Origin of the sequence: Chryseolinea sp. T2 (assembly GCF_037203685.1) — a bacterium.
GTDB lineage: Bacteria > Bacteroidota > Bacteroidia > Cytophagales > Cyclobacteriaceae > Chryseolinea.
The window spans coordinates 430,214-452,973 of record NZ_JBBCAU010000004.1 but is presented as its reverse complement, the minus strand read 5'-3'; the positions used below and the strand labels follow the sequence as shown (position 1 = coordinate 452,973).

The following is a 22,760-nucleotide window of genomic DNA, read 5'->3' as shown; positions in this document are numbered from 1 at the left end:
ATAGGGTGGCCATAGAGTCGCAATAAAGTGGCCATAGTGTTGAACCAGCGGAATAAAACCAGTTTTGGAGCAGACAAGATTTCAGGCAAATAGTAACGGCAATATGGCTCGAATTAAGAACAACCCGCTTTTGAAAGGTGTGTCCGGAAAAATCGGAGATAACATCATTATTAAGGAGTATAAGGATGGCCGGAGAGTGATGCAGAACAAGCCTAAGAAGCGCAAAACAAACTCAAGAAAGCAAAGGGATCACTTCGAGAACTTTAGGCTAGGCGTTGAATATGCAGACGAGCAGCTAAAACAGCCTGCTGTCCGCGAGCTTTATGAAAGACGTGCGAAAGGCACCAATAGAACAGCACAAAATCTCATAGTGAGAGACTTTTTACTTGCACCGATTATTCACGCAATAGAGTTGCCAAACTACACTGGTGCTCCTGGCGAGGTAATCAGGATTCGGGCATCTGATGACTTTAAGATTGTGTCTTTATCGGTTACAATTGAAACTGAAAATGGAAAAATCCTTGAAAAGGGTGAGGCGCAGTTAAGAGGCAAGAAAGGCTTATGGAGATATTTCACTACGGTCATCAATGCCAACCTTGCCGGAACCGTGATCTCCGTGGTTGCAATTGACCTACCCCATAATGAAGCCAGGGCAAGCCTTACCTGCGGTAATGTGCCTGGCGAACAAAAATGGGTTTTGGATCCAAAAGATCCGAACGGCTTCAAGAAGATGAAAGCGCTACGCGACGGTAAGTAGTGAAGCCTATTCACATTCACAACAAAAGAGCGGCTTATTGTAGTGGCACTTAAGCTGCACCGATCATTGCCGTTACCTCCGTGCCTCTGACAATAGTTTGATACACCACGCAATACCGCTCGGTTAGTTTTAGAAGCGTATCAATTTTCTCCCTGTCTTCGGAAGTATTCAACTCGAATTTCAATCTTATTACCCTGAAACCAACGGGGGCATCCTTCGCGACTGCAAGCGTTCCGCGAAAGTCGAGATCGCCTTCTGCCAATACTGTACCACCATCAAACTGAAAGTTGATTGCCGTGGCAACGGCTTTCAATGTAACGCCAGCACAAGCGACGAGCGCTTCCAGGAGCAAATCACCAGAGCAGGCCAGTTCGCCTGTCCCTCCCGTTGCAGGGTGAAGACCTGCTTCAACCATGGCACGGCCCGTGGCCACTTTGCAGGAGATGCCCTCCCCTATGTTGCCGTGCGCACGCAACGTGATCAGCGCAGACTCGGGTGTGCTTTTATACTTTTCTTTTAGAGGCGCCTGAAGGGCCTTGAGTGCTTCGGAATCCATATCAATGCGAGTAGCTTAATTTTTTTTATTATGCGGCGAAGACAAACATCGCCACCGTCCAATTGTTTTAATGCAAGATGGATGACAGGATGACGATGTACAAGAACGCCAACTCCAAATATTTATCGCGTAAATGCGGGTTTACGATGTTCCCGAATCGATTAGTTCAAACAAAATGTATGTTCCGTTCTTAGATTTCCCCCTCTCCTTTTCAACAAACCCTTTTTGCCTGTAGAAGCCTACCGCTTTCACGTTATTTTAGTCTAATGGGCAACCCGATTTTATCAATCACAGTTTTCAACAATTCAGATCCAATATTCTTATTATGATATTTTTCGTCAACATATAAATGATGAACAAAATTGTCAGCTATCCATATGGAAACAAATCCAACTAACAGTTCACCGTCGAGAGCCACCAAAATATACTCGCCATCGGTTTCTTTTTCGAAGTCTGATAGCATGAATTGTGATGTATCAACCCAAGAAAAAGTAATCAGCCTTGTCCTCAAAAAAAGATTTCGCAAAGCATCAAGATCCTTATCTCTACGCTCAATTATTCGTATCATCCCGTTATTGTACTTGAAGCTTGTAAGTTCTATCGAATCGTGCCAACTTAGGGACCGCGACCAGAAATCAAAAACCTGATGGCTGTTAAATCACTGTTCGCATCGCTTTCTGATCACCACTAGCAGACGGCTCTGGAAGTCCTCCAATATAATGTCGCCCCAGAACTTCCCATAGAAGTTTATCTTCGACGTAAGCTGATACTTCGAGGCAAGCGCAAGTTCTACTCTACCGTCCGGCAGTTCTGTCAGCGTGTACGTGGCATCTACAAACCTGAAGTAGTTGCCATTCAAAACGTGCTGATCGAAGACATTGTCGCTTACGGTTTTTGAATCGACATCGATTTCAAACGCCACCTTCTTCAAAGAATCATAGTGAGTAATCAGTTCGTTGAAGACCAGTCCGCCGCCGAAGTGACCGATCCTGTGACCTCCCACCTTACGGTTATCTACTGATGCACTTACTGGTCGCGGGATTCCGAGGTCGTTGAAGAATCCAGACTCGTATTCATCAGTTGAAATCTCATCGACCTCTACGATGTTTTCCCAGATGTTCGCAGCCGTCGAAGAAATGATGACTGTATTTTTCGCTTCGTATACCTCGCTCGGACTCGTAACGAAGTTCTCGGCAGGCGACAAAAGAAAGGGGAGTATCAGCAGACCGATGATCTTTCCTTTGTTTTTACTTTCCCTGTTTAACTGAACAAGCCGGACGATAAACGCCCCAAGGGTTGCCAGCATGAAAAACGGAGCGCCCAGAATGATCAGACAAATCAATCCTTCGAGATCCAAAGCCACCATCATCATCAATGAAGAGCCGACGACCAGCCAGGGAATGAAGATAAAGTTCCTGTACGACCTTAACTGTTCGTGACTGGCGAACAAAAGCGGTACCATACCGAGAACAGTTGGAATGAGGAAAAGGTAAGTAACCGAAGCCAGCATGGCCTTCTCACCAAAGGCGATCCGGGTAATGATGGCATAGGCGATGCCAACCAGGATACCGATTACCAATAAGCCATATTTCTCCCGCACTGTTTTCATTAGGGCTAGAGTTCTCCTGATAATTTCCAATTGCAAATTATGATGGCAGAATGCAACCGCAAAATGTAAAACTCTGAATGTAAAATTTAAAACGGGAAGGCATGGTGTCACTGAAACCAGTGATATGGCCATAAATCCACACCGGCACTTATCCCTCAATTTGTTATCTTTGGTATATGCCCGCCCTCATACCAGGCTATGAATGCGACGTATTTGTCAGTTACCGCCAGAAGGACAATAAAGGCGATCACTGGGTAACGGAATTTGTCGATTCGCTACGGACGGAGCTTGAATCCATTTTCAAAGAAGACATATCAATATACTTCGACTGCAATCCTACTGATGGGCTCCTGGAAACCCATGATGTCCAATCATCCCTTGAGAAGAGATTAAAATGCCTTGTATTCATTCCGATCATTTCGCAAACGTATTGCGATCCGAAGGCTTTCGCCTGGCAACACGAATTCCTGGCCTTCCGAAAAAACGCATCAGAGGATGAGTTTGGATTGAAAGTTAAATTGATCAATAGGAACATTGCCAGCAGAATATTACCCGTTTCGATTCACGACCTTGATGCCGACGACAAACAACTCCTGGAGGCCGAACTTGGAGGACCCATTCGTGGAGTTGAATTCATCTATCGCAGCACCGGCGTGGTGCGGCCGTTAAAACACAATGAAGAAGACAACAAGGCAAATCTCAACCACACTTTTTATCGCGACCAGATCAATAAAGTGGCGCGAGCTATTAAGGAATTGGTTACCGGAATGCAGACGCCACGACATCTGCCCGAGCAAGCGTTCGCAATAAGATCTGAAGACCTGATTTCATTAAACAGCCGGCGAAATCTTGGGTGGCTTGCTGCCGCAGTTGTTGTGCTGGGCATCGTCAGCTTTGCTTATTATTACTTTGGGGGCTTTGGAAAAAAACTTGCTGATGTCACCGATAAATCAATCGCCGTACTGCCATTTACCAATATGAGCAATGATCCGGAACAGGATTACTTCAGCGATGGGATTTCGGAAGACATCCTCAATCATCTGACCAAGATAGCTGACCTGAAAGTAAAATCGCGGACGTCGACGCTACAATACAAAGGCACGCAAAAGGCAATTACTGAGATTGGTGATGAACTGGCCGTCGGCAATGTAGTTGAAGGAAGTGTTCGTCGCGTAGGTGACAAAATCAGGGTTGTTGTTCAGCTCGTTGATGCAAAAACCGATGTTCGCCTTTGGTCTGAAAGCTACGATAGGGAAGTGAAAGATGTACTCGCGCTTCAAAGTGAGATCGCCATTCAAATTGCTGACGCGCTGGAAGCAAGACTAACAGCAACGGAGCGAAAGAATATTCAGAAAGAGTCTTCTCAAAATGCACTTGCCTACGACTATTTTTTGAGGGCACGAGAGGGTCGTTTCTGGTTCAACGGATCGAAGGCTGAGCTTCAAACCATTTTACAAATGGTTGACAAGGCGTTGCAACTCGATCCTAACTTTTCGCAAGCGTACGCCTTGAAAGCGCGCGCATGGTATAATCTCCGGACATTTGGAGTGAAGCAAACACTATGGCAAGACTCAGCTTTGTTCTACTGTGCGAAAGCTATTAGCATAGATCCGTCTTCACCTGAGGGTTACATCGTGCAAGGCAATGTTTATCGTTATCTCGGGAGAATCGCGGAGGCTGAAGATGCTGAGTCAATTGCCTATCGGCTTGCTCCCAATAATGCGGACGCATTGCGCGCCTATGGAATGCAGCTACTTCGCCATGGCGATGAACGAGGTGCCGACATGATCCTGAGAGGGATAACAAAACAATACTCGATAGCAGACCCCGACTATTATGTAGCACTTTCTCAACCGTTCTTCAATCTGGAAGAGTATGACCTGCAAACCAGACTCATCGACAAGTCAATAAGCATGGGCAACAAGAGCTTTCGCCCCTTTCTCCAGCAGACGACCATATACTGGTTTAGCGGACAGTATGAAAAAGGTTTAGTATCGGGGAAGGCGACAGAGAAGTTGATTCCCGAATCCAACCAAATTATCGACGACCTTGCGTGGCTATATTACCTTACCGGTGATTACGAAAATGCAGCGAAATACTGGTCGAGGTACAAGGAAATTGAATCGCGATTTGAGGACTCCACACAAACAGTTGCGTTCCGTCACAGGTTGGGAATGGTGTATTTGAAAATGGGCAGGAAGAAAGAAGCGGATGTACTGTTTCGCGAAGACCTGAACATTCGCGAGGAACAACTTGCCGGCAAACGAAGTACAGGAGCCTGGTATGTGAATGGTTCCATCTACTATGACATGGCAGTAGACAACACGTACTTTGGAAACTATGACCTGGCCGTTCAATGCCTCGACAGTGCTCTTCATCATCAGCACGGCTGGGACTGGGGATACAAAAACGATCCAATGCTGGAACCACTAAGGAGCAGGGATGATTTTCAAAAGTTGACGGCGCAAATAAATCATGACAAGCAATTCCGAAAGATGGCGTTTTTGAATGCTATAAATCGGTTGGAAGCAAGCGGAGAACTGAAGAACATTTTAAGATAGTTGGTCAGAGGGAAGGGAGAGTTATTGATAGAATGCGGACCGAAGAATGTAAGAGCACAATGCAACCGCAGAATGTAAACTCTAAATGTAAAATTTAAAAGGGAAATGCGGGTAGGTTCAAAGCGTCTGTACTATCGGAAGGCCGCGATTTCCCTTGCGTGAGCGGCATAGGAATAGCAGCAGTAGTACTCATTACTGAAGAGATTAAACCGCAGCGAAAGCATCCAGCCATCGATTTCCTGATAGTTGTAGTACTTCACCATAGCCACCATAGACGGAAACCTTTTAAATGAGAAGGACTTAAAAGTACCTACCTCATAAATTGTACGGAGTGGATGATAGTTCACTGTTCCATGAAATCCCAACCCCGAAAGGGCGGGCGTAAGGAACCACTTGATAACTTTCGTGGCCCCCAGTGATCCGGAAACATAGTACTGGAAGGCAATTCCAGTTTCATTGTTCGAGAAGGTTTCGTTATAGGCAGCTCCTGCATCGATGGACAAAAAGGCAGATGGTATCGAACGCGAAACTACACCGCGCACCTGCTTCAAACTGTATACAAAAGGCGCGTAATCGACTGTTTTGTAACCAACAAAAACGTTATCCACTACCTTCCTTATACCTCCGAACAATTCCTTGTTGATAGCGGCTTCGAAGCCATATTCATCCTGCCAGACTTTAAAAATTGAGGTAATTCCAAGCTGAGTGTTACCGATGGACTGCAAATGATTCGTGAGAATGACCCCAAACGGTGCATATCGCGGTTCGCCATAGTAGCCGAGTTCGAAACTAGTCCTGACAACCGCGCGATTTTGCAGAGCCTCCATATCGAGATTCATGTCGATCACGGCACGGTTGTCGGCCACAACCTTGCGCGTTATTGTCCTGTATCCAATGTATGAAAAAGTGACCATGGCTGTGGCTGTACGTGATTCGATCTCGAACTCACCCGCCCCATTGGCGTTCGTGGACCTATTCTGGCCCTCGATCGTCACCGTAGCACCGGCCAGAAATGTATGCCCCACTGAGTCTCTTAAAACGCCGGTGAGTTTATGTTGACCGTTCGTACACAACGGTAGCAATACTGCGATCCAGAATGACAATACAGACAACTTCAGGTTCATGATGGTAACAACTTTATTAAGTTAACATATCTGACAACCAAACCCTACTACCCAACCGAATCTTATCTAAGCAAACAGGATCTCTTTATCAATATTGTGCTGACTGCGTTATTTTATCTTTTATCATAAAGAACAGGGCACGAAAAACAGAGTGAGGAACAGTGTGAGAGTGACGAAGAGTGAATACCCGTTATACGCGTGTATTGTCATCCAGATAGTCGTCGGTGAAATGACCCTTCTTCTTTGGCTTTGAGAATTTATCCGCATTGTAGTCTTTCGAATTGCACCTGGGAATGGACAAAGACTTCCATTGATTGCCAGTGAGCATCTTTCCGATAAGGACGATCTGGCCTACGTGGTAAGGATAATGTGCCAACTGGCGGTTGATGGCCTCCATGACCGTGTGGCCCTGATTGCGGATGTATACGATCCTATCAAGGTCAGTGGGAGTCAGTGAATTCAGTGTTTTGAACAGGCAGTTCCAGCCTTCGTTCCATTTATCCAATAAGTCCTGGCGGCTGGTGATGTTGTTTTCAAACTCGTCGTCGCGGTTGCGCCACTCTTTTTCGCCGTCGGTGGTTAGGAAATCAGTCCAGCGTGATAGCATATTGCCCCACAGGTGCCTTACAACGACTGCGATACTGTTCGAGCCTTCGGAGTACTCCCAGAAAAGCTGGTCGTCGGTTAGCTGGGCGAAGGTCTTGTCGCCGAGGAGCCTGTAGTACTCGAATTGTTTGATGGAGGAGTCGAGGAAGTCAACCATAATTAGAGTGAGGAACAGTGTGAGAGTGAAATTCAGAGTGAGGAACAGTGTGAGAGTGGAGAAATACAGCCACTACTGGCGCAGGATCTTCTCCATCTTTTTGCCTTTTGCCAGCTCATCTACCAATTTATCCATGTAGCGGATCTTTTGCATGAGCTTGTCCTCGATATCCTCGACGCGATAGCCGCAGATCAGACCGGTAATCAACGATGCATTCGGGTTGATACGCGGTGCCTGGGCGAAGAAGGCTTCGAGGTCCACTTTCTTATCGATCTGACCCTGCAATGTTTTCGAGTTATAGCCAGTGAGCCAGAACAGCACCTCGTCCAATTCATCTTTCGTGCGCTCCTTCTTCTCCACCTTCTGAATATACAAAAGGTAGATGCTTGCAAAGGTATACCTGTATACTCTCGTGTTATCCGTTTTCATACCACTCATCCATTTGTCAATGCAATCCTATTTCAACTTATTGATGATGCAAACCGGCTCTACTAATTTATAACGAAAATAACATATCTTTAGAAATAGCTAACCAACAGACGTCAATGCAAAAATTTGCCTTCTCACTCCTACTGATTTTGTGTGGGATCATCACCAATGCGCAATCAAAGTTCGATGGTCTCGACATGAACATGAGCAACCTCTCAAGATTGTCGGATGCCAAGACGCGTTCGATAAGTCCTGAAAATTTTACCGGAGAAAAGGGAAAAGGCGCGCTCGCAGATCCGATCAAACAAAAAGGACAACGCAATGTGGCGAACGCGGCCAACGAAGCTGACGAACTTGGCACTGGCTGGAAGGTGAATCCTTTTATCATTATCAATCCGAAAGAGACATTTACAATTGCAGAGATCGATGGATCCGGTGCCATTCAACACATTTGGATGACGCCGACCGGCAACTGGCAGTTCTCTGTAATCCGCTTCTATTGGGACGACGAGAAGACGCCGTCTGTTGAGGCTCCCATCGGTGCGTTCTTTGGCATGGCCTGGAACACGTACGCTCCGATGAATTCACTGGCGATGACCGTGAATCCTGGAAGCGCCTTCAACAGCTACTGGAAGATGCCGTTCCGGAAGAAGTGCAAGATCACCGTGGAGAACATCAACCCCGATGAAGCCATGCGCCTTTACTACCAGGTAGACTATACGTTGACGACCGTTGGCGACGATGAGGCATACTTCCATGCCCAGTATCGCCGCTCGAACCCGAACAAAGGATCGCTGCACACCATTCTCGATGGCGTGAAAGGCAAAGGACAATATGTGGGCACGTACATGGCCCTCGGCACTCGTAACAATGGCTGGTGGGGTGAAGGCGAAATCAAGTTCTTCATGGATGGTGATAAAGACAACGCAACCATTGTTGGGACCGGCACAGAAGATTACTTTTGTGGTTCTTACAATTTCGAGAACAAGGCGAAGAAGCAGTACGAAGAGTTCAGCACACCTTACGCAGGATTGCACCAGGTAATCCGACCGGATGGGCTATACGTTTCCCAACAGCGCTTCGGCATGTACCGCTGGCATATTCAGGACCCGATCCGTTTTGATTCTGATCTGAAGGTTACGATTCAGGACCTTGGCTGGCGCCAGGGAGGTTATCTGCCACAGGAGTCGGATATTATAACGGTGGCCTACTGGTACCAGCGTGAACCGCATGGAGCGTTCCCGAAGCTGCCAGCGAAGGCAGAGATCGAGATCCACTAGATAATGTGTCGTGGTTGGATCAAGTTAAGGGTTGTAGGTATAACAAGTCACTACGTTAGAATTCTTGTCTACTTCTACTATCTCAAGTAGGGGTACTTGATTCTGTCCGTATGACGTCCGCTTTTTTCGGATATATAGATCTCCCTCCTGATAGTTCTTGATCGTGATTTGATTATTCTCTAACGGGTTAATGGAATCTGCTCCAAAATTCGCGGAGGTTACTATAGATGCAATCAATTTTTCTCTGTCATTGTCCGAAATCTCCAGCTGGAATCTTTGAAATGCCCCAAGGATCTCGTCATCGTCATTATTCAATATTTCAAATTCATCATTCAAGATGATGTTTTGCCTTGCCAGGAACTCTTTTGCATCGGTCTTGAAGAAAAGGTAGTCTTTGAGCGCGACTGATCCCGCCCAAACGACCAAGGCAGCTGCCAGAAGACGCGATAGCCAGACACCTAACCTTCTGTTTCCAAGCTTCTTCGGAATCCAGTAACTCAGAAAAAGGAGTCCGCCGATTAGAATGAGGAAGCCTGAAATTACGAGTATCCAAAATGTCATAAAGTTCATTGGAGAAAGAATGACTGCAACATCATTGAGGCTCATCAATGATAAGCATTAAGTCACCTTCCGATAAACTTCACGTATAGTAATTATCTCTGTATCGGAAAACGCGTCGAAGTCGCAGCAGTACTCGCTTTCCCGAAGTTTAATCTCCAGAACGAGTTTGTCCTTTGAGTTTTCAATTATATCATAAATCCAGTCGCGACCTCCCGTTGATTCGTCCCGGTCAAGCGTTAGTGATTTCCCTGACAGTACCCAATGACCGATTTCATATGCTCGCCCGAACGTTTTATCCCTATTAAATTGTAAGTGGTTTGTTCCATTCAGGTTGTCCCAGATCTGATCTGAGTTGGTCCCATTCAAATAAACGATCTCCCGGTTCCACAGCCCGAGCATTGCATCTTCAGTGGGCGTAGCATCTGAATCTTTGTCACACGACATGGCTGCGTATAAAAGGGCGAGAACCGCTAGTTGCTTCCTCATAAACTAAATCTTGTATTACTTAAACACCATTGTTGTCATTGGCAGATATCAGCTAGCAATCCAAACGTGACTTGTCCGCTGACTTCAAAACATTCAGCATTTTTTCCTTTGTCGAAAAAGATTCATGAAGCGCCTTCGCAAGCTCATTCATTACTTCTTCATTAGGGCATGAAATGAAACATGTATCGGCTTCCGGATCGAGTGTTACTTTCTTCAGAAGGGCGGGATTATTTTCTTCCAGCAACTGCTCTACGATTCCTGCCCAACAATAACCATTGCCATACAGGCCATGCTGGTCAAATTCATCTGTGAAGAACATGCTCGAAGTAGCGGTAATTTGAACAGAAAAGAACTGAGCATCGGCTGACACCTGAGCAGGGAAGTAAGGCATCTTGCTATAGGCGTCGGCGCTGGCCTCAGCAATTTGTTTAAAACCCTCCTTCTCTTTCCGCGCCATTTCTTCGCGGCTCTCGTTGGTCATCTTATCTGTCGATTTAGTGCAGGTTATTGTCGACACGAGCAATGCAGCTAGTATCAATACTCTCGTAAATTTTCTCATTGCTACGGAATCCATAATAACCGCTAATGTTCCAATCACCATAAACCAAACAGTCCCTTCTTCGCGCAAACGTTCTTCCTTTCAGGGTCAACAACATCGCCGATGCCCGAGGCATCAAACTTATCAAGCAGCTTCTCCGTGCCATGCTTAAGTTTGTATTCCATCTCCTCCCGGTATAACGGAATCAGACAAAGAAAATTGATTGCTGTGTTTTCTATTTTTAGCTCGAAGAAATCTTCCCCCAGACTTATGCTCGGTAAGAGCATCATACATCCGAGTTTAGTCGAGTCAGCAAAAGGCTCAGCATTTTCTCCATTGGGTAAGGTGTGCTGAACACCCAGCCACGTGTTATAGGAATGAGGAAATCTTGCCATGGTCTTTAACCAACGGACGGGCCAGTACACATTCTCGTCGGAAAATATCTCCTCCATTGACTCTTCTTTCATGCCTTCCATTTTCCAGTCGGGCGGGAGCAGGAGGCAAAGTTCAAGGTGTTTAGGAGCATCTATGCCTTCAGGGACATTCATCGGCTTGTCGCTCATCCCGGAGGTTATCAGCACATGGAACGGTATGCTATCGCTGGGCTTAACCCAATGGACGTCGATGTGCACCTGGTCGGAAACGATCTCATGGAATACCATTTCGATTGGTCCGACATGTTTTTCGATGTGTTCGGAAATCGCTTCGATGTTTTCGCTGTCGCCGACAGCGGGTTCAAACTTGTTTTCCTGGGTTTCTGAGTAGCGAAAGATTCTTGCTCCGGATTCGGATTCTTCTAACTCCTCCATGCGTGTGGGGTTAACTATTGGGTGTTGCTAACGTTTGGTTCTTTAAGATACGAAGTAAAAAGCAATGATCAAACCTGTGGCGTGTAGGATTGCGTTGTGGTGATCCGATCGAAGTGTGCGACTTCGTTCCAGACAGATCGTCGGACCGCCACGGGATAAAATCCAGATTCGGGAGGCAAGGGAGTTTAGGAGTTTTGTTTCCTCCAGCGGCCGAATCGAGGACCTATTGGGGTCATCATTGCCATAAATGTAACGGTCATCGACAACTGGTATAGCAATATAGTTAGGGCGAACGGTTCCATTAATGCTCCTTCGTAGGTTGATGATGATTGACCAGTGAGGAGCGCATGCAGGTACACCGTTATGAATGCCATCGTAACTAGCAAGGCAAGATGACCGGGACCGAAGTAAAGTTCTCTGAGTGTTAGTCTGACGGTGAGGCAAGTCATCAGGAAGCATCCTATACAGCTTGTCAACGTAGTCCCGAATGGGCCGAGTTCCAATAATAGGCCCAGCCAGAAAAACGGAAGTGTCCCCCACAGGAATACAACTCCGAAGGTAGTTGGAATGACTATGTGGCTCAATCTGTATTTCATGTAGCCATCATTGCTTGAGACAAGGCCTAGTCCGAAAAGTAAAGGGGGAATGAATACAGGAAGAATTTCCAAATAAACTATCGCAACGCCAATGAGCGTAGCACCCGATAGCCAAAGCAGTGTCGATCGTCTTCTCATGGACTACGTCAATCTTATTCCAATCCGCGTAGCAAGATTAGCATCGTCTATTTGAAAAATCGTTTCGTGGGGCACAACCAGCGCTTGTGTATTGCCATAATCAAGCAGCTTCTTTTGTTCAACTACGAATGGCGTGATATCGCGGATACTTATAATCTCACTCTTGCCATACCTTTCCAGCATCTCGCCTTTCAGGCCAAGCTGAATTGCTCTTCGTGTAATTTTGTTACCAAGCGCATCGTGATCGGGGTCCCATTGCAATCTGACATCAGCATTGCTTAAGTCCTCCTTCCATTTGTTTTGGTCTGAGTAGTAGTCGGTGTTAAATGACGAGATAATGGCTTTACTCAATATCTCAAGAAAGAACGTTTTCGACAGAGTAATTGCCAGAACACCTTCCTGCCCTTCCTTCTCTGCCCATCCGCATCTGAACATCATCCACAGGAAATTGGGTTTGATCCAGGACATCCTGTTGTAGCTAAACCCATCGCCGCCAAAGACCTGATTCTTAGCTGCGAAGTCCGCAGTGCTCCGCTTATACGCCTGATACACCACAATTGAACTATCGTTCTGGTATCCGATGATTTGCTGTCCGCTAGGAGGAAGGCGTTCAACAGACTGATGGTATGGCTCGGTCTTTAAGTCAAACATAAGCGCAGATAACGTCCAAACTTATCACTAAAATATTCACTTACAAACGCCCTGATGGTGCTCCTATCTCAGTTGTATTCAAAGGTCATAATACATTTGTTCTTCTCAAAGGAGTAAGTAATTTTCGAAAGAAGTCCTTTGGTGTATTCGTATGTCTCATTAAGTTTGGAGGAAAGAAACTTGTGAAGTCGTTGCCGAATTGCAAAGAATTGTGGCACTACATGCGCACACATCGTCCTGACTGTGCGCGAAATGACCTATGCGAGAGAGCACTACAACTAATATCAGTTTATACATAATCACACGGAAGCTTTCCAATTTTGTGGTGCTGCATTATTGGGTGTCGTACGCAAAATTCGGTTCGTACATAGAATGCGTTCCCAGGTGGAAAGTCACGCAATCGACCAATCATGCTTCTCCAAGCATTGCGCTTTTCGGCTATATCAGCAGTCGGCCTTTCTAATGGAAGATGTGACTGATCAGGCTTATCTGAGAGCATTTTATTATTAATACTGAAAATAGACTTTACCGAAATCCCGGATCGGGAAGCGGGGAGTTTTTCGGCCTCTGAGAAGGCAATCTTTAAAACGTCATCTAACACAACCTTCACAATAAAATTACATCACATCGCACGCGTCGGGACTCGCCGGACGCGTAGACATATCTCCACGATATTTGAAATAGATTTATCGGCGCATAGTGTTTTAGAGCATATCCACCGTTTGAAAAAAGGAATGCAGTTGAAAAACGCATCATCTGAGCTTACCTATAACGTCAACATAACCGCTGTTTCTTACAATGACAGATTCTCAAGGGATTATAGTCACTGTGAAAATACCTCTACAATATCATTGTAAATGCCCGAAAAGAGGGTGGTAAAAAATAGAAATAATCGTCGTTATTCCTGAGATGAAACTATTCATTCCCAAATCGAACAAAGTTCGTCCCGCTGTTTTGCGGTAATAAATCGCTTCCTGAAAGAAACTGTTGGTTTAGGCGATGTTTTAAGGCATTTCCCACCCGGCGTGTAGGGCAACGTTAGTCATCCCCTATCTTCTCCATAGTATTTGCGTGTGCCGACACGAAATAAAAAACACTCATGAAACTGAAACAACTTACTCTTGGGCTAGCGATGACGTGCTCGGCGGGGATGGGATTGGCCCAGCAACGGGATTCAACAGACCTCTATTCCTTTAGTCTTGAAGAACTTATGAACATTCAAATCGTTTCCGCGTCCAAGAAAGCGGAAAGTCTGTTTGATGCTTCACTTTCTGCTTCAGTGCTTACGCGCGAAGAAATCAAACACTCCGGAGCCACCTCTATTATGGAGGCGCTGCGCCTTGTTCCCGGCGTGATCGTCCGCGAGATCTCCAACGGCAACTATGATATACACGTTCGCGGCCTGGACAACGTGCCGCCTAATTCACTTATTCTTTCATCAACCAACACAACTACGCTGGTGATGATCAATAACCGCCCGGTATACAACTATCTACAGGGTGGTACGTTTTGGGAATCGCTTCCAATCGATCTCAACGACGTTGAAAAGATCGAAGTGGTACGTGGTCCTTCGTCTACTCTATACGGTCCTAACGCTGTATCGGGTGTAATCAACATCATCACGACGAAACTTGCTAAAGAAGGACTCACCGTTCGCGGTGGTGGCCAGTTCGGATCGATGAGCACAGGTATCGCCAACGCAAGCGTCGGATACAAGTTCAATGACAAATTCGATGTTACGGTTTCAGGAAACACTCAGGTGCGCGACCGCTCGAATGGCCTCTACTGGAACAACGCTACCGGACAATGGGTGGACTCACCCGCCGACCTCGGCGTACCGAATACAGACGAGCGCTATCCTGATCCTGACAAGTCGATGAAGAAGTACGGTGTGAACGCGTTTGTCAACTACCAGGCTAACAGCAATTCGCATTTCAGCCTTGCAACAGGTCTGCAGGATTCAAAGGTGCAGTCCATCATGTTCGATAACTCCGTTACCAACATGAGCACAACGTCGACGAATTCTAAGTATGTTGACTTCCAGGCACAGACCTATGGACTCAGCACGCAGGTATCGTACGTTACCGCAGTGCAGGCACCGGTGATGGGTATGCAGGGATCAAAGTACGACTACGATGTAGTTGATGCTACAGCCGAGTATGATATTAACATTCATGGTCTTTCTGTTAAGCCGGGCGTTACCTACAGAACGGCAACCTACAAGGACGGAGCATACTGGGACGTCAGCAACGGCGGCGGAACTTTCGGCGGCACACAAACCATGAACACGTTTGGTGGCGGCCTGCGACTGGATTATAAGTTCCTCCAGGAACGTATGCGCTTTACCGGTGGTGTTCGCATGGACAAGTTCACTTACCCTTCGAAATGGTTTGCTTCCTACCAGGCAGCGTTGTCGTACAAGCTTAACGAAAAGAACATCGTACGTGCTGTGTATTCCAGGGCATACCGTTCACCGTTCATCTTCGACACGTTTGTAAGTTATTCATCGGTCAATCCAATCGGCGGTGGCATGTACAGTCAGTATGCGGTAACGGGTAACAGAAACCTTGAGCTGCTTCACTCAGACATGATGGAACTCGGATACCGTTCAATGCTGAGAAACAATTTGTCACTTGATATCGAGGGATACTACACGACGACGAACAACTACTCGGCACTAATACAGGATGAAACGTCGTTCACCCCTGAGAACTATCCTATCGTTGCCAACACGGCCATGAGTATTGAAAACATCCCAATGACCGTACATCAGGCAGGCGTGAGCATTTCCCTCACGGCGGTTATCAGCAAGGTTCAGATCAAGCCTTTCATCACGCTGCAGAATACGAAGCTTGAAGACTATTCTCAGTACTTCTCGACCAGCGACGCTGCACCAGGCATCAACAACAACTATGATCCTGCCGCGTACAATGTGAACTCAGGAATCGGAACCGAGACAAATCACAAGTTCACTCCGAAGGCTTATGGTGGTGCGCAAATCAATTACAGCATCAGTTCGAAGTTCAACGTAAACCTGAATACGTACTGGTTCTCCAAGCAGACGTTCTATCAGCTTGATAATACATTGATCAACGACGGCAAGAGTGGTATCGAGCACATCAACGGCAAGGCGCTGGTGAATGCAAAGGTATCTTACACTCCGGTGAAGGCCATTTCGATCTTCGTCACTGGCAAGAACCTGCTGAATCAAAAGTCAATTGAATACTACAAATCAGATGCGACTCCAGCCATGGTCCTTGGCGGCGTGAGCTTCGATTTCTAAGAATAGGTTAATTGATAAAGGGAAACTCCGTGGCGAAAGCTGCGGAGTTTTTCCGCTTTAAGTCAATAAAGTTGCTATCCTGCGACCAGCCAACACCATGATGACAGGTTCCGCCACCGTCAAACGACTGATTGTAAAGCTCGTTAGCATCAAGCTCATTTAAGACCAGGCTATTGTTGTTATTAATCAATCCGACAGTAGCCTCGATTTGTTTGATTCGCGCATCTTGTCCCACGCAGCAGAGTGAGAGCACTGCACAGGCAATTGTGAGAGTTACTATTTTCTCAAGCATCAGTGGATGTCCCGGTTATGTTATTATCCAATCACAATCCCTATCATGCCTTGCTTTTCGATTGTCTCTTCAACAAGCTTTTTCAATTCCATAAGCTTCTCAATCTCTTGTCTGTCTCTTATTTCATTTTGAATAAAGCTGTCAAAACTGATAATCAGGACTTTTTGCTTATCCAGAAGCTTTGTAATCGCGTAATGCATTAATGACGGCTCAAACATAAGTCCGCGGGTCTCGCCGTCTACCGTTTTCAGGCTCTGTCCACTGAAATAATTGGAAGCCAGATCATAGAAGATGAAGCTGCTCCTGTTAAGTCCAATGTCGTTCAACCAATCGAGCCTGCCGGTCTCGGTGATGAGTAGAATATCGCCAAAGAACTCAATCGGGAATTCGCTTAGCTTATGTTTCTGGATTGCATCCAGCTTAACCTCGTAATAACCCAGGCACTCAATTTTTCCGACAATTGAATCGGGATGTTTTGCATAACCGTTAATGCGTACGCTCATTTATTTCAGTAATTTCAATTCCCAAATCAAAAGTTTATCGCCCTTAAATAGCCTTTAATAATTCGCGACTCGGCATTGTTGGTCGCTGATTGAGGAGTGTTACATTATTTGTCCAGGCCATGTAGTCTAATCTATTTCATTTCAATTTATCCCCAATGCACTGCTGGACCCAATTCTTATCTAAATGCGTATGATTTTGAATGCCACGGACATGCTGGGTCATATCAATCACCGACAACGGAGACATCAAAGCAGCAACTGCTATGTTGCCCCTGGGACCACTTCGGCCAAGTCGTTCCCTTCTATGGGCCCACTGAGAAAGTAACAGCAGTCTGTCGCGCCGATGCCTGAATACTACTACACGCCTCGCTGCCTGGCGAAGCCGCACGAAGTCAGGGTCGTCTACTGCAGCGTCGAGGTCGGGTGAAAAAAGGACAATGGTATTAAACCGCGGACCGATCCCAGTGTGATGACCTGAAGTTCGTAATGCCCCCTCAAAGACGCGGCTTCCCATCGAATGGCACAATACGTTCACCTTACTGAAATGAGTACATATCCACCCGATAAACCATCCGAGTGATTCGCCTTTTGCAGAGGCCTGATGCCAATTGCGCGTATACAACGCACCCCCTGCGTGCCAAATGAAAGAAATTACTGTCTGTATACCGCAGTCCGGCTGATTGCCAAGAATTGTATCTATTGAACGAAGGTTCTTTCGATGGAATTGCGCCTGCTGTCCCCACATGGCATGGAAGAAGAGAAGTGCTCCTTCACTTTCAGAATCCTCCAACCACTTTCCCACGTCAGATGCTTCCAACCGATTAATCGGACACGTGATCAGAATATCGCGTTTGAACAATTCGCCTGTCAACGTCCCCAGCACAATGACGGAATCCAAATGCCGCCATTCCGCATAAAGGTGTCGCTTCTTCGGCGGATTTCTAACCATTGGCTTACAGACAGTAATGGAAATCGTTGGTTACTTCTCAAGTTTCAATAATTCAAGATAAGGATTTCCAACCAACCCGAGTACAAGCGCAAACGCAGGCTCAGTTTTGTATCCCTGACGCTTCAGCTCAATAATTCGTTGTCGAAAGGCTTCGCCGCGTTCACATAGCAGTTTGTACTCAATAGTCATATGACGGAAAGCGTGTTGCTGCCGGGTAGGTGTATTCTGTCCAAAAACTTCAATCATGAAATCGTTAATTCTTAACCTGGCAATCACGGCGTTGTTGTCAGCCGACTCATTAAGCTCAAAGCCCTCATAGATACCAAAACAGCTCCGCACCTTCTCCGAAAATTCATTGCTATTTTGCACATAACAGATTATGTCAAGGTCACTGTTTTCAATATCAATGTTGATCGGAATAGTGCCTACGAGTAAGGGATCATATTCGCGAAGCTTTGTGAGAACCTCATTCTCCGTTAATGTTACAAAGGCGAGGCGCTGCCTATCGGTGCCATTTTTCAGGTAATCTAAGCTCGTGAAATCTATATACATATTCGTCTTTCTCGGCAAATAACGGAAGCAGATTGGTGTTCCACCGGACAAACGACTTCTTAGCTCCAATCTCCAGGATCCGATGCACTGTAGACCGCCCGCTCTTTAGTAATGTATTGGTTCACCGTTCACCACTCCCCAAACAACAAAATCTCGTTTCTCGTAGTTAAGTCCCGATTTCAAATCAACCTGAACAATATTATCCCATCCGGTGGCATAGATCGTATTGCATATATACACCCGGGAAAACAACTCAAAGCATTTCTCCCGCGTCACGTGCAGCTCAAATTTCAAATTTGCTGTATCCATCACGCAATAAGAACGACTATCACTGACGATCGATAGCTCCCTGAATGACATTCTGGGCCAGCTAAAATAGTCTGTCGGATCATCCAGCCATCTGGGAGTCCTGGGCGGAACATCAGTTAGTTCGATTGTCAATTGTGTAGCTTCCTCACGGGTTGCATACTCCAAAAAGGTCAAAAAGTCCCTGGTGTGCTTTTGATCTACGCCAAAATTGATCTCTCTCAGGTACCTTTCCTTGTCTTCATTGTTAAGGTCTGGAAACGTGCTTCTCTTGCCTTCCCACGGATCATTAATTTCAGTGTAAACCCATAGGCATGACGTGACCTTGTCTTTTGATAATCGTAACATCGGATGTAAGTCGCTTATATTTACGTTGGAGAACAATGCATAAGAATCACGACCTTCAATTCCCTAAGCTTTGCAAGCAGTGGTTCGATGTTCGTAGAGTTCTCCTTTCCAGTCGCGAACTCTTTGGTGACTTCCGTTTGCAGCCTTTTAACAAGATCATTACTTATGCTATCCGGATCGCTAAAATACAACACTGAGTACGTACATAGCTCACTCTCTTTCACAATCATCTGCTGCTCAGCACGAACCCGACCAAGTACCCAACCCCTATCGCTGGAACGCAACCTAGTATAAGAAAAGTACCATTGATTGTCACTAATTAATGACAGTGGATATATTTTGGAGATGTCATTTTTGTTGATCCTGATAAATTTATCAACCGGCAGTATAGTAAGGTCGCAATCTTTGACAAAGATAAGCTCCGAATAGAATTTGATCGTATCTCCATATACCCAATTCCTGACCTTTCGGGTAAACTCTGGCGCATCGTAGTTCAGTGAGTCCTCTGTGAGATATAGATAACCCCAGACCTGAAAATATCCAACTTGCTCTTTACCCTTAAAAATGACTTTGGCTTTAATGATATGAGACGACCCAACGTCTGCAAAGGCATTCTGGGCCAGCAGGAACAAAACCGATAATGACAGTGCTCTTATCATGTTGTATAACAAACTAATTCGTCCGAAACAAAAGTTCACCAAACGCCACGCATAGGCGCACTCGTGCCACCTATGGCTCGTATTCCTGTATCAATTCGCCAATTCCAATTCCAGTCAGTTCTGAAATATCATTCATTGGGTCTATGACATACTTTTTTACACACCAGTCCCAAATATCATATCTGATATTTCTTATCATCGGCTGAAATAACTCTCGCTCTTGCCCATCTTTGTAACGAGCCATAACTTCAATTCGGCCACCGAATCTTGTTGGCCGAAAACTTCTAATCGCAAAAGAATCAATTCTATCTTTCTCCAGTTCTTTTATCAACGGATATTCGACGAACGTCTTGTCAATGCTACCTAGGGCTGCGAGTCCGAACCTGGTTTCATCAGCTCTATCGATATACACCACCAGGTCATACTTGAAGTTTTTGAATAATTTCTTTTGGAACTCGTCCAGGCGCGTCGAATCGATGGTCAATCCAGCACAGTTAGTTTTTTCAAAATTAACATAGTCTGGTTCGAACCAATATTGATTTACGGTCTTTGATATTTTAAAGTATTCCATTGTCCTATCGTCAATGACTGTGAGACCCAACTTTCAGCAATAAAGCAACTCAACGCATTCGCGTCGTTTTAAATTTGTTAGCATCCAGCTTTAAACTCTTGACTATGCCATCCAGCCTTTTGATCCACATATCTTTCACTTTATTTGATTCTCCATCAAAGATCATAAATGTCATAACTAACAAGATTTTCTCGTGGTAAATGTACCACTTATAAAACGTCATGTTAGAGTCAGTATTTTCTTTGCGATAGTAGATAGCCTGAAGATCAGAGATCATTACAGTCTCATAGTCAACATGCTCGTTTTCGCTCGTGTATATAAAGTCCAATACTGCTTCCTTTTCATTCATCGATTCAGGTGGATTTACATTCCACGAGATCGAAAGCTGAAGTCCTCCTTTCAAATCATCTCTTAGATTGTGGAAACTATAGAATGAATTACCCTTTTTTGAGTAAACCCAATTGTCGTCAAAGGTCAACTGAAATAACTCGTCTCTGGAAATAAAAGACTTTGCTACGCTGATGAACTTAATGCCAAAAAAGAGTTCCGAAATTATTCTCAATAATCCCATGAGTCCGAAATACAAACAACTTCTAACTTTCGGGAGTTGCGGTTGAGCAATATAGTACTTTAATATCAACCGTACCGACGTGGTTTATACCTTTTGTCGAGATCATAACTATGTCAGTCGTTCGGTTTGTCATCAATCCGTTGTTTTACTGTTTGTTTTAAAGCTTCGTAGTCTCCAATCTGAATTATGGTCAAATTGTCCGTCGGTGAAAGTCCGCAAGCCGTTGTAGTAATAACAGGAATTCCGGCCGCAAGCGCTTTCAATATTAGCCGTGGCTGATGCTCTACATAAGTGGGATAGACAACCAACCGAACATTGTCCAACGGATTGCTGCCAGCAAATTCTGTTGTTACTCCCTTCCAAAAATCCTTGTGTTCCATTGCTTGTCCTGTTAGAACAATTGTGAGACCTAACTCTTCAGCAAGTCGCCTTATTTCATAAGCCCCCTTCCTTCCCACTGCAGATGCAGGGAAAAGAATTTTGTCGCCCGATGTGTGCCTGGTTTTGACGGTCGGCAGGACCCAATCCAATTTAACAGACTTGTTGTTGAAGATCTCCGCAATTTCCTTGTGTGGCGTAATGATATGACGCGCCCTGGTTAAAGCAATATTTTCCAACTCAATCAAAGCTTGCGAAGCTCTAAAGTCATTAAGCGTTTTGCTTTCGGGAAATTGTCTGTGAGCAATATCTAACCGTTGATGTAGCTTTTCCATGGGCAAACGGCTCATCAGAACATCGAATGTACGTCCGCCTAAAACACCTTGCTCCCACATAAACGGCAGTAAGTTTTGTGAGATTACAAGATGAGTGCTTTCGATCGGGATAAGTTTGGATGCAGCTAGCGCTATCTTTCTGTCAAGACGAAGCAATAATGAAAAAATGTTATTCTGCGTTTTAGACGCAACACGTAAATGCAATGCCCTTTTTATCGCTTCGAACGAGGTTGCCTTAACATTCTTTGCATTTTTAATTGTCCAATCGTAACGACTGGTTTTAATAAATCTACTTTTGAAAAGTGGAACAACGAAACAATCCTTGTTGGCTGAAATTGTTTTTATGTAGTTGTCATACTCACTCCATTTGTCGTCAAGAATAAATGTTGTAATAGCTCTCTCCTGTCTCATCGCAGTCCTGTCGGGATGCTTGAAACATTCAAAGTTGCCACAAGAATAGCAGTCATTTAGTTTTGAGGACTGAAGTAAAACCTTTGAATTAACATCCACCGATGAACTGTTTCTTCCAATGCTACGAAACTTGACAATTAGCTTATCGGCAGTAATATCAATTTCAATTCTGAAAGAGTTGTTTGATCTGAAACGCAGGTCAACATAATTCCATTTCACAGTCGCATCCCGATCCTGCTCGGCCAATGAACCTTTAATCACTTTTGTGTGCCGGTGGCGCTCAATGATTTCAAAGTTTGCTTTCAATGCTGCATCATACAAAGCGTTTGAGAGTTGGCAAAGTCCGCCTGCAATTGTCGGCACGATACAGCCCTCTCTGATTTCCCGGCCTACTACATAACCCTTTCCGATGTTTGGATTTCCCAAATGTTTCCAAAAGCTGAACGTTCTGTTTGCATCAACTTCAATTCCGTTTAGTCGTCTTGCGGCTAAACGCAAGTTCTCAATTTTTCCTGCCGTCAGAATCCAGTTCTGTTCGTTGTCGTCAATGTTCCAAAGATTACTCTCAGAAACAGAAATAATTGACTGGGATCTTAGCTGTCGATTGTCTGTGAACTTCCTGTTGTCGGCAAAGGTGTTTTGAAGCTGCCGCTTAAGGATTAATAGAAACGACTTTAAATGAAACTTCGTCTCACTTATCAGATTATGCTTTTCAGTTAATATTTTCAAAGTCGCCATTTCTAA

Annotated in this window: 25 protein-coding genes; 4 read left to right on the top strand and 21 right to left on the bottom strand. The window is 45.2% G+C overall.

Annotated features, from left to right (window positions below; genetic code table 11):
- Positions 1-103 precede the first annotated feature (103 nt).
- A complete protein-coding gene (locus WBG78_RS16370) occupies positions 104-757 on the top strand; it encodes a hypothetical protein (protein WP_337327528.1) in 654 nt (217 codons plus the stop codon).
- A 49-nt stretch (positions 758-806) separates the two neighbouring features.
- Here the strand turns inward: WBG78_RS16370 and WBG78_RS16365 are convergent, their stop codons facing one another.
- The 3 genes from WBG78_RS16365 to WBG78_RS16360 all read right to left on the bottom strand — a co-directional run bounded on the left by WBG78_RS16365 (position 807) and on the right by WBG78_RS16360 (position 2,922).
- On the bottom strand, positions 807-1,313 hold the full coding sequence (locus WBG78_RS16365) for an OsmC family protein (protein ID WP_337327527.1): 507 nt from the start codon (positions 1,311-1,313) through the stop codon (positions 807-809).
- A gap of 253 nt (positions 1,314-1,566) precedes the next feature.
- Positions 1,567-1,881, bottom strand: coding sequence for a GNAT family N-acetyltransferase (locus tag WBG78_RS30780; RefSeq protein WP_443092786.1), 315 nt, complete (start codon positions 1,879-1,881; stop codon positions 1,567-1,569).
- Positions 1,882-1,971: 90 nt separating this feature from the next.
- Positions 1,972-2,922, bottom strand: coding sequence for a hypothetical protein (locus WBG78_RS16360; RefSeq protein ID WP_337327526.1), 951 nt, complete (start codon positions 2,920-2,922; stop codon positions 1,972-1,974).
- Positions 2,923-3,098: 176 nt separating this feature from the next.
- Here WBG78_RS16360 and WBG78_RS16355 point away from each other — a divergent pair, with 176 nt between their 5' ends.
- Positions 3,099-5,483, top strand: a complete 2,385-nt coding sequence (locus tag WBG78_RS16355; protein WP_337327525.1) for a tetratricopeptide repeat protein — start codon at positions 3,099-3,101, stop codon at positions 5,481-5,483.
- Between the two features lie 131 nt (positions 5,484-5,614).
- Here the strand turns inward: WBG78_RS16355 and WBG78_RS16350 are convergent, their stop codons facing one another.
- From WBG78_RS16350 to WBG78_RS16340, 3 genes are all read right to left on the bottom strand, one after another.
- Complete coding sequence (locus WBG78_RS16350; protein WP_337327524.1) at positions 5,615-6,607, bottom strand: carboxypeptidase-like regulatory domain-containing protein; 993 nt, start codon at positions 6,605-6,607, stop codon at positions 5,615-5,617.
- Between the two features lie 190 nt (positions 6,608-6,797).
- The gene (locus WBG78_RS16345) at positions 6,798-7,370 is read right to left on the bottom strand and encodes a DUF1572 domain-containing protein (RefSeq protein WP_443092785.1); all 573 of its coding nucleotides are present in this window, start codon (positions 7,368-7,370) and stop codon (positions 6,798-6,800) included.
- Between the two features lie 72 nt (positions 7,371-7,442).
- On the bottom strand, positions 7,443-7,808 hold the full coding sequence (locus tag WBG78_RS16340; RefSeq protein WP_443092784.1) for a DUF2200 domain-containing protein: 366 nt from the start codon (positions 7,806-7,808) through the stop codon (positions 7,443-7,445).
- 107 nt (positions 7,809-7,915) lie between these two features.
- Between WBG78_RS16340 and WBG78_RS16335 the strand changes: the two genes are divergently transcribed.
- Positions 7,916-9,079 (top strand): glycoside hydrolase family 172 protein, encoded by a 1,164-nt coding sequence (locus WBG78_RS16335; protein ID WP_337327522.1) that lies wholly within the window; start codon positions 7,916-7,918, stop codon positions 9,077-9,079.
- Between the two features lie 24 nt (positions 9,080-9,103).
- Here the strand turns inward: WBG78_RS16335 and WBG78_RS16330 are convergent, their stop codons facing one another.
- The 6 genes from WBG78_RS16330 to WBG78_RS16305 form a co-directional block, all read right to left on the bottom strand.
- Positions 9,104-9,685, bottom strand: a complete 582-nt coding sequence (locus WBG78_RS16330) for a hypothetical protein (RefSeq protein WP_337327521.1) — start codon at positions 9,683-9,685, stop codon at positions 9,104-9,106.
- A gap of 12 nt (positions 9,686-9,697) precedes the next feature.
- Positions 9,698-10,126 (bottom strand): hypothetical protein, encoded by a 429-nt coding sequence (locus WBG78_RS16325; protein ID WP_337327520.1) that lies wholly within the window; start codon positions 10,124-10,126, stop codon positions 9,698-9,700.
- A gap of 52 nt (positions 10,127-10,178) precedes the next feature.
- Positions 10,179-10,685 (bottom strand): Imm51 family immunity protein, encoded by a 507-nt coding sequence (locus WBG78_RS16320; RefSeq protein WP_337327519.1) that lies wholly within the window; start codon positions 10,683-10,685, stop codon positions 10,179-10,181.
- Between the two features lie 35 nt (positions 10,686-10,720).
- Positions 10,721-11,473 carry a suppressor of fused domain protein gene (locus WBG78_RS16315; RefSeq protein WP_337327518.1) on the bottom strand — a complete coding sequence of 251 codons (753 nt, stop codon included), beginning with the start codon at positions 11,471-11,473 and terminating at the stop codon, positions 10,721-10,723.
- 185 nt (positions 11,474-11,658) lie between these two features.
- Positions 11,659-12,207, bottom strand: a complete 549-nt coding sequence (locus WBG78_RS16310; RefSeq protein ID WP_337327517.1) for a hypothetical protein — start codon at positions 12,205-12,207, stop codon at positions 11,659-11,661.
- Positions 12,208-12,210: 3 nt separating this feature from the next.
- Entirely contained in the window at positions 12,211-12,858 is a 648-nt protein-coding gene (locus WBG78_RS16305) for a DUF4291 domain-containing protein (RefSeq protein ID WP_337327516.1), read from the bottom strand.
- 1,099 nt (positions 12,859-13,957) lie between these two features.
- Between WBG78_RS16305 and WBG78_RS16300 the strand changes: the two genes are divergently transcribed.
- Complete coding sequence (locus tag WBG78_RS16300) at positions 13,958-16,141, top strand: TonB-dependent receptor plug domain-containing protein (RefSeq protein WP_337327515.1); 2,184 nt, start codon at positions 13,958-13,960, stop codon at positions 16,139-16,141.
- A gap of 7 nt (positions 16,142-16,148) precedes the next feature.
- Here WBG78_RS16300 and WBG78_RS16295 read toward each other — a convergent pair whose 3' ends face one another.
- The 9 genes from WBG78_RS16295 to WBG78_RS16255 form a co-directional block, all read right to left on the bottom strand.
- Positions 16,149-16,433, bottom strand: coding sequence for a hypothetical protein (locus tag WBG78_RS16295; protein ID WP_337327514.1), 285 nt, complete (start codon positions 16,431-16,433; stop codon positions 16,149-16,151).
- A 23-nt stretch (positions 16,434-16,456) separates the two neighbouring features.
- On the bottom strand, positions 16,457-16,936 hold the full coding sequence (locus WBG78_RS16290; protein ID WP_337327513.1) for a hypothetical protein: 480 nt from the start codon (positions 16,934-16,936) through the stop codon (positions 16,457-16,459).
- Between the two features lie 136 nt (positions 16,937-17,072).
- Positions 17,073-17,885 (bottom strand): alpha/beta hydrolase, encoded by an 813-nt coding sequence (locus WBG78_RS16285; protein WP_337327512.1) that lies wholly within the window; start codon positions 17,883-17,885, stop codon positions 17,073-17,075.
- A gap of 30 nt (positions 17,886-17,915) precedes the next feature.
- Positions 17,916-18,437, bottom strand: coding sequence for a DUF4269 domain-containing protein (locus tag WBG78_RS16280; protein WP_337327511.1), 522 nt, complete (start codon positions 18,435-18,437; stop codon positions 17,916-17,918).
- A 105-nt stretch (positions 18,438-18,542) separates the two neighbouring features.
- A complete protein-coding gene (locus WBG78_RS16275) occupies positions 18,543-19,091 on the bottom strand; it encodes a hypothetical protein (protein WP_337327510.1) in 549 nt (182 codons plus the stop codon).
- A 20-nt stretch (positions 19,092-19,111) separates the two neighbouring features.
- On the bottom strand, positions 19,112-19,750 hold the full coding sequence (locus tag WBG78_RS16270) for a hypothetical protein (RefSeq protein WP_337327509.1): 639 nt from the start codon (positions 19,748-19,750) through the stop codon (positions 19,112-19,114).
- Between the two features lie 70 nt (positions 19,751-19,820).
- Positions 19,821-20,321 carry a hypothetical protein gene (locus WBG78_RS16265; protein WP_337327508.1) on the bottom strand — a complete coding sequence of 167 codons (501 nt, stop codon included), beginning with the start codon at positions 20,319-20,321 and terminating at the stop codon, positions 19,821-19,823.
- A 49-nt stretch (positions 20,322-20,370) separates the two neighbouring features.
- A complete protein-coding gene (locus tag WBG78_RS16260; protein ID WP_337327507.1) occupies positions 20,371-20,892 on the bottom strand; it encodes a hypothetical protein in 522 nt (173 codons plus the stop codon).
- A 113-nt stretch (positions 20,893-21,005) separates the two neighbouring features.
- Positions 21,006-22,754, bottom strand: a complete 1,749-nt coding sequence (locus WBG78_RS16255; RefSeq protein WP_337327506.1) for a VanW family protein — start codon at positions 22,752-22,754, stop codon at positions 21,006-21,008.
- Positions 22,755-22,760 lie beyond the last annotated feature (6 nt).

Excerpts from the sequence above, each read along its gene's own strand:
- WBG78_RS16370 (WP_337327528.1), top strand. The coding sequence starts at position 104 with ATGGCTCGAATTAAGAACAACCCGCTTTTGAAAGGTGTGTCCGGAAAA.
- WBG78_RS16365 (WP_337327527.1), bottom strand. The coding sequence starts at position 1,313 with ATGGATTCCGAAGCACTCAAGGCCCTTCAGGCGCCTCTAAAAGAAAAG.
- WBG78_RS30780 (WP_443092786.1), bottom strand. The coding sequence starts at position 1,881 with ATGATACGAATAATTGAGCGTAGAGATAAGGATCTTGATGCTTTGCGA.
- WBG78_RS16360 (WP_337327526.1), bottom strand. The coding sequence starts at position 2,922 with ATGAAAACAGTGCGGGAGAAATATGGCTTATTGGTAATCGGTATCCTG.
- WBG78_RS16355 (WP_337327525.1), top strand. The coding sequence starts at position 3,099 with ATGCCCGCCCTCATACCAGGCTATGAATGCGACGTATTTGTCAGTTAC.
- WBG78_RS16350 (WP_337327524.1), bottom strand. The coding sequence starts at position 6,607 with ATGAACCTGAAGTTGTCTGTATTGTCATTCTGGATCGCAGTATTGCTA.
- WBG78_RS16345 (WP_443092785.1), bottom strand. The coding sequence starts at position 7,370 with ATGGTTGACTTCCTCGACTCCTCCATCAAACAATTCGAGTACTACAGG.
- WBG78_RS16340 (WP_443092784.1), bottom strand. The coding sequence starts at position 7,808 with ATGAGTGGTATGAAAACGGATAACACGAGAGTATACAGGTATACCTTT.
- WBG78_RS16335 (WP_337327522.1), top strand. The coding sequence starts at position 7,916 with ATGCAAAAATTTGCCTTCTCACTCCTACTGATTTTGTGTGGGATCATC.
- WBG78_RS16330 (WP_337327521.1), bottom strand. The coding sequence starts at position 9,685 with ATGAGCCTCAATGATGTTGCAGTCATTCTTTCTCCAATGAACTTTATG.
- WBG78_RS16325 (WP_337327520.1), bottom strand. The coding sequence starts at position 10,126 with ATGAGGAAGCAACTAGCGGTTCTCGCCCTTTTATACGCAGCCATGTCG.
- WBG78_RS16320 (WP_337327519.1), bottom strand. The coding sequence starts at position 10,685 with ATGAGAAAATTTACGAGAGTATTGATACTAGCTGCATTGCTCGTGTCG.
- WBG78_RS16315 (WP_337327518.1), bottom strand. The coding sequence starts at position 11,473 with ATGGAGGAGTTAGAAGAATCCGAATCCGGAGCAAGAATCTTTCGCTAC.
- WBG78_RS16310 (WP_337327517.1), bottom strand. The coding sequence starts at position 12,207 with ATGAGAAGACGATCGACACTGCTTTGGCTATCGGGTGCTACGCTCATT.
- WBG78_RS16305 (WP_337327516.1), bottom strand. The coding sequence starts at position 12,858 with ATGTTTGACTTAAAGACCGAGCCATACCATCAGTCTGTTGAACGCCTT.
- WBG78_RS16300 (WP_337327515.1), top strand. The coding sequence starts at position 13,958 with ATGAAACTGAAACAACTTACTCTTGGGCTAGCGATGACGTGCTCGGCG.
- WBG78_RS16295 (WP_337327514.1), bottom strand. The coding sequence starts at position 16,433 with ATGCTTGAGAAAATAGTAACTCTCACAATTGCCTGTGCAGTGCTCTCA.
- WBG78_RS16290 (WP_337327513.1), bottom strand. The coding sequence starts at position 16,936 with ATGAGCGTACGCATTAACGGTTATGCAAAACATCCCGATTCAATTGTC.
- WBG78_RS16285 (WP_337327512.1), bottom strand. The coding sequence starts at position 17,885 with ATGGTTAGAAATCCGCCGAAGAAGCGACACCTTTATGCGGAATGGCGG.
- WBG78_RS16280 (WP_337327511.1), bottom strand. The coding sequence starts at position 18,437 with ATGTATATAGATTTCACGAGCTTAGATTACCTGAAAAATGGCACCGAT.
- WBG78_RS16275 (WP_337327510.1), bottom strand. The coding sequence starts at position 19,091 with ATGTTACGATTATCAAAAGACAAGGTCACGTCATGCCTATGGGTTTAC.
- WBG78_RS16270 (WP_337327509.1), bottom strand. The coding sequence starts at position 19,750 with ATGATAAGAGCACTGTCATTATCGGTTTTGTTCCTGCTGGCCCAGAAT.
- WBG78_RS16265 (WP_337327508.1), bottom strand. The coding sequence starts at position 20,321 with ATGGAATACTTTAAAATATCAAAGACCGTAAATCAATATTGGTTCGAA.
- WBG78_RS16260 (WP_337327507.1), bottom strand. The coding sequence starts at position 20,892 with ATGGGATTATTGAGAATAATTTCGGAACTCTTTTTTGGCATTAAGTTC.
- WBG78_RS16255 (WP_337327506.1), bottom strand. The coding sequence starts at position 22,754 with ATGGCGACTTTGAAAATATTAACTGAAAAGCATAATCTGATAAGTGAG.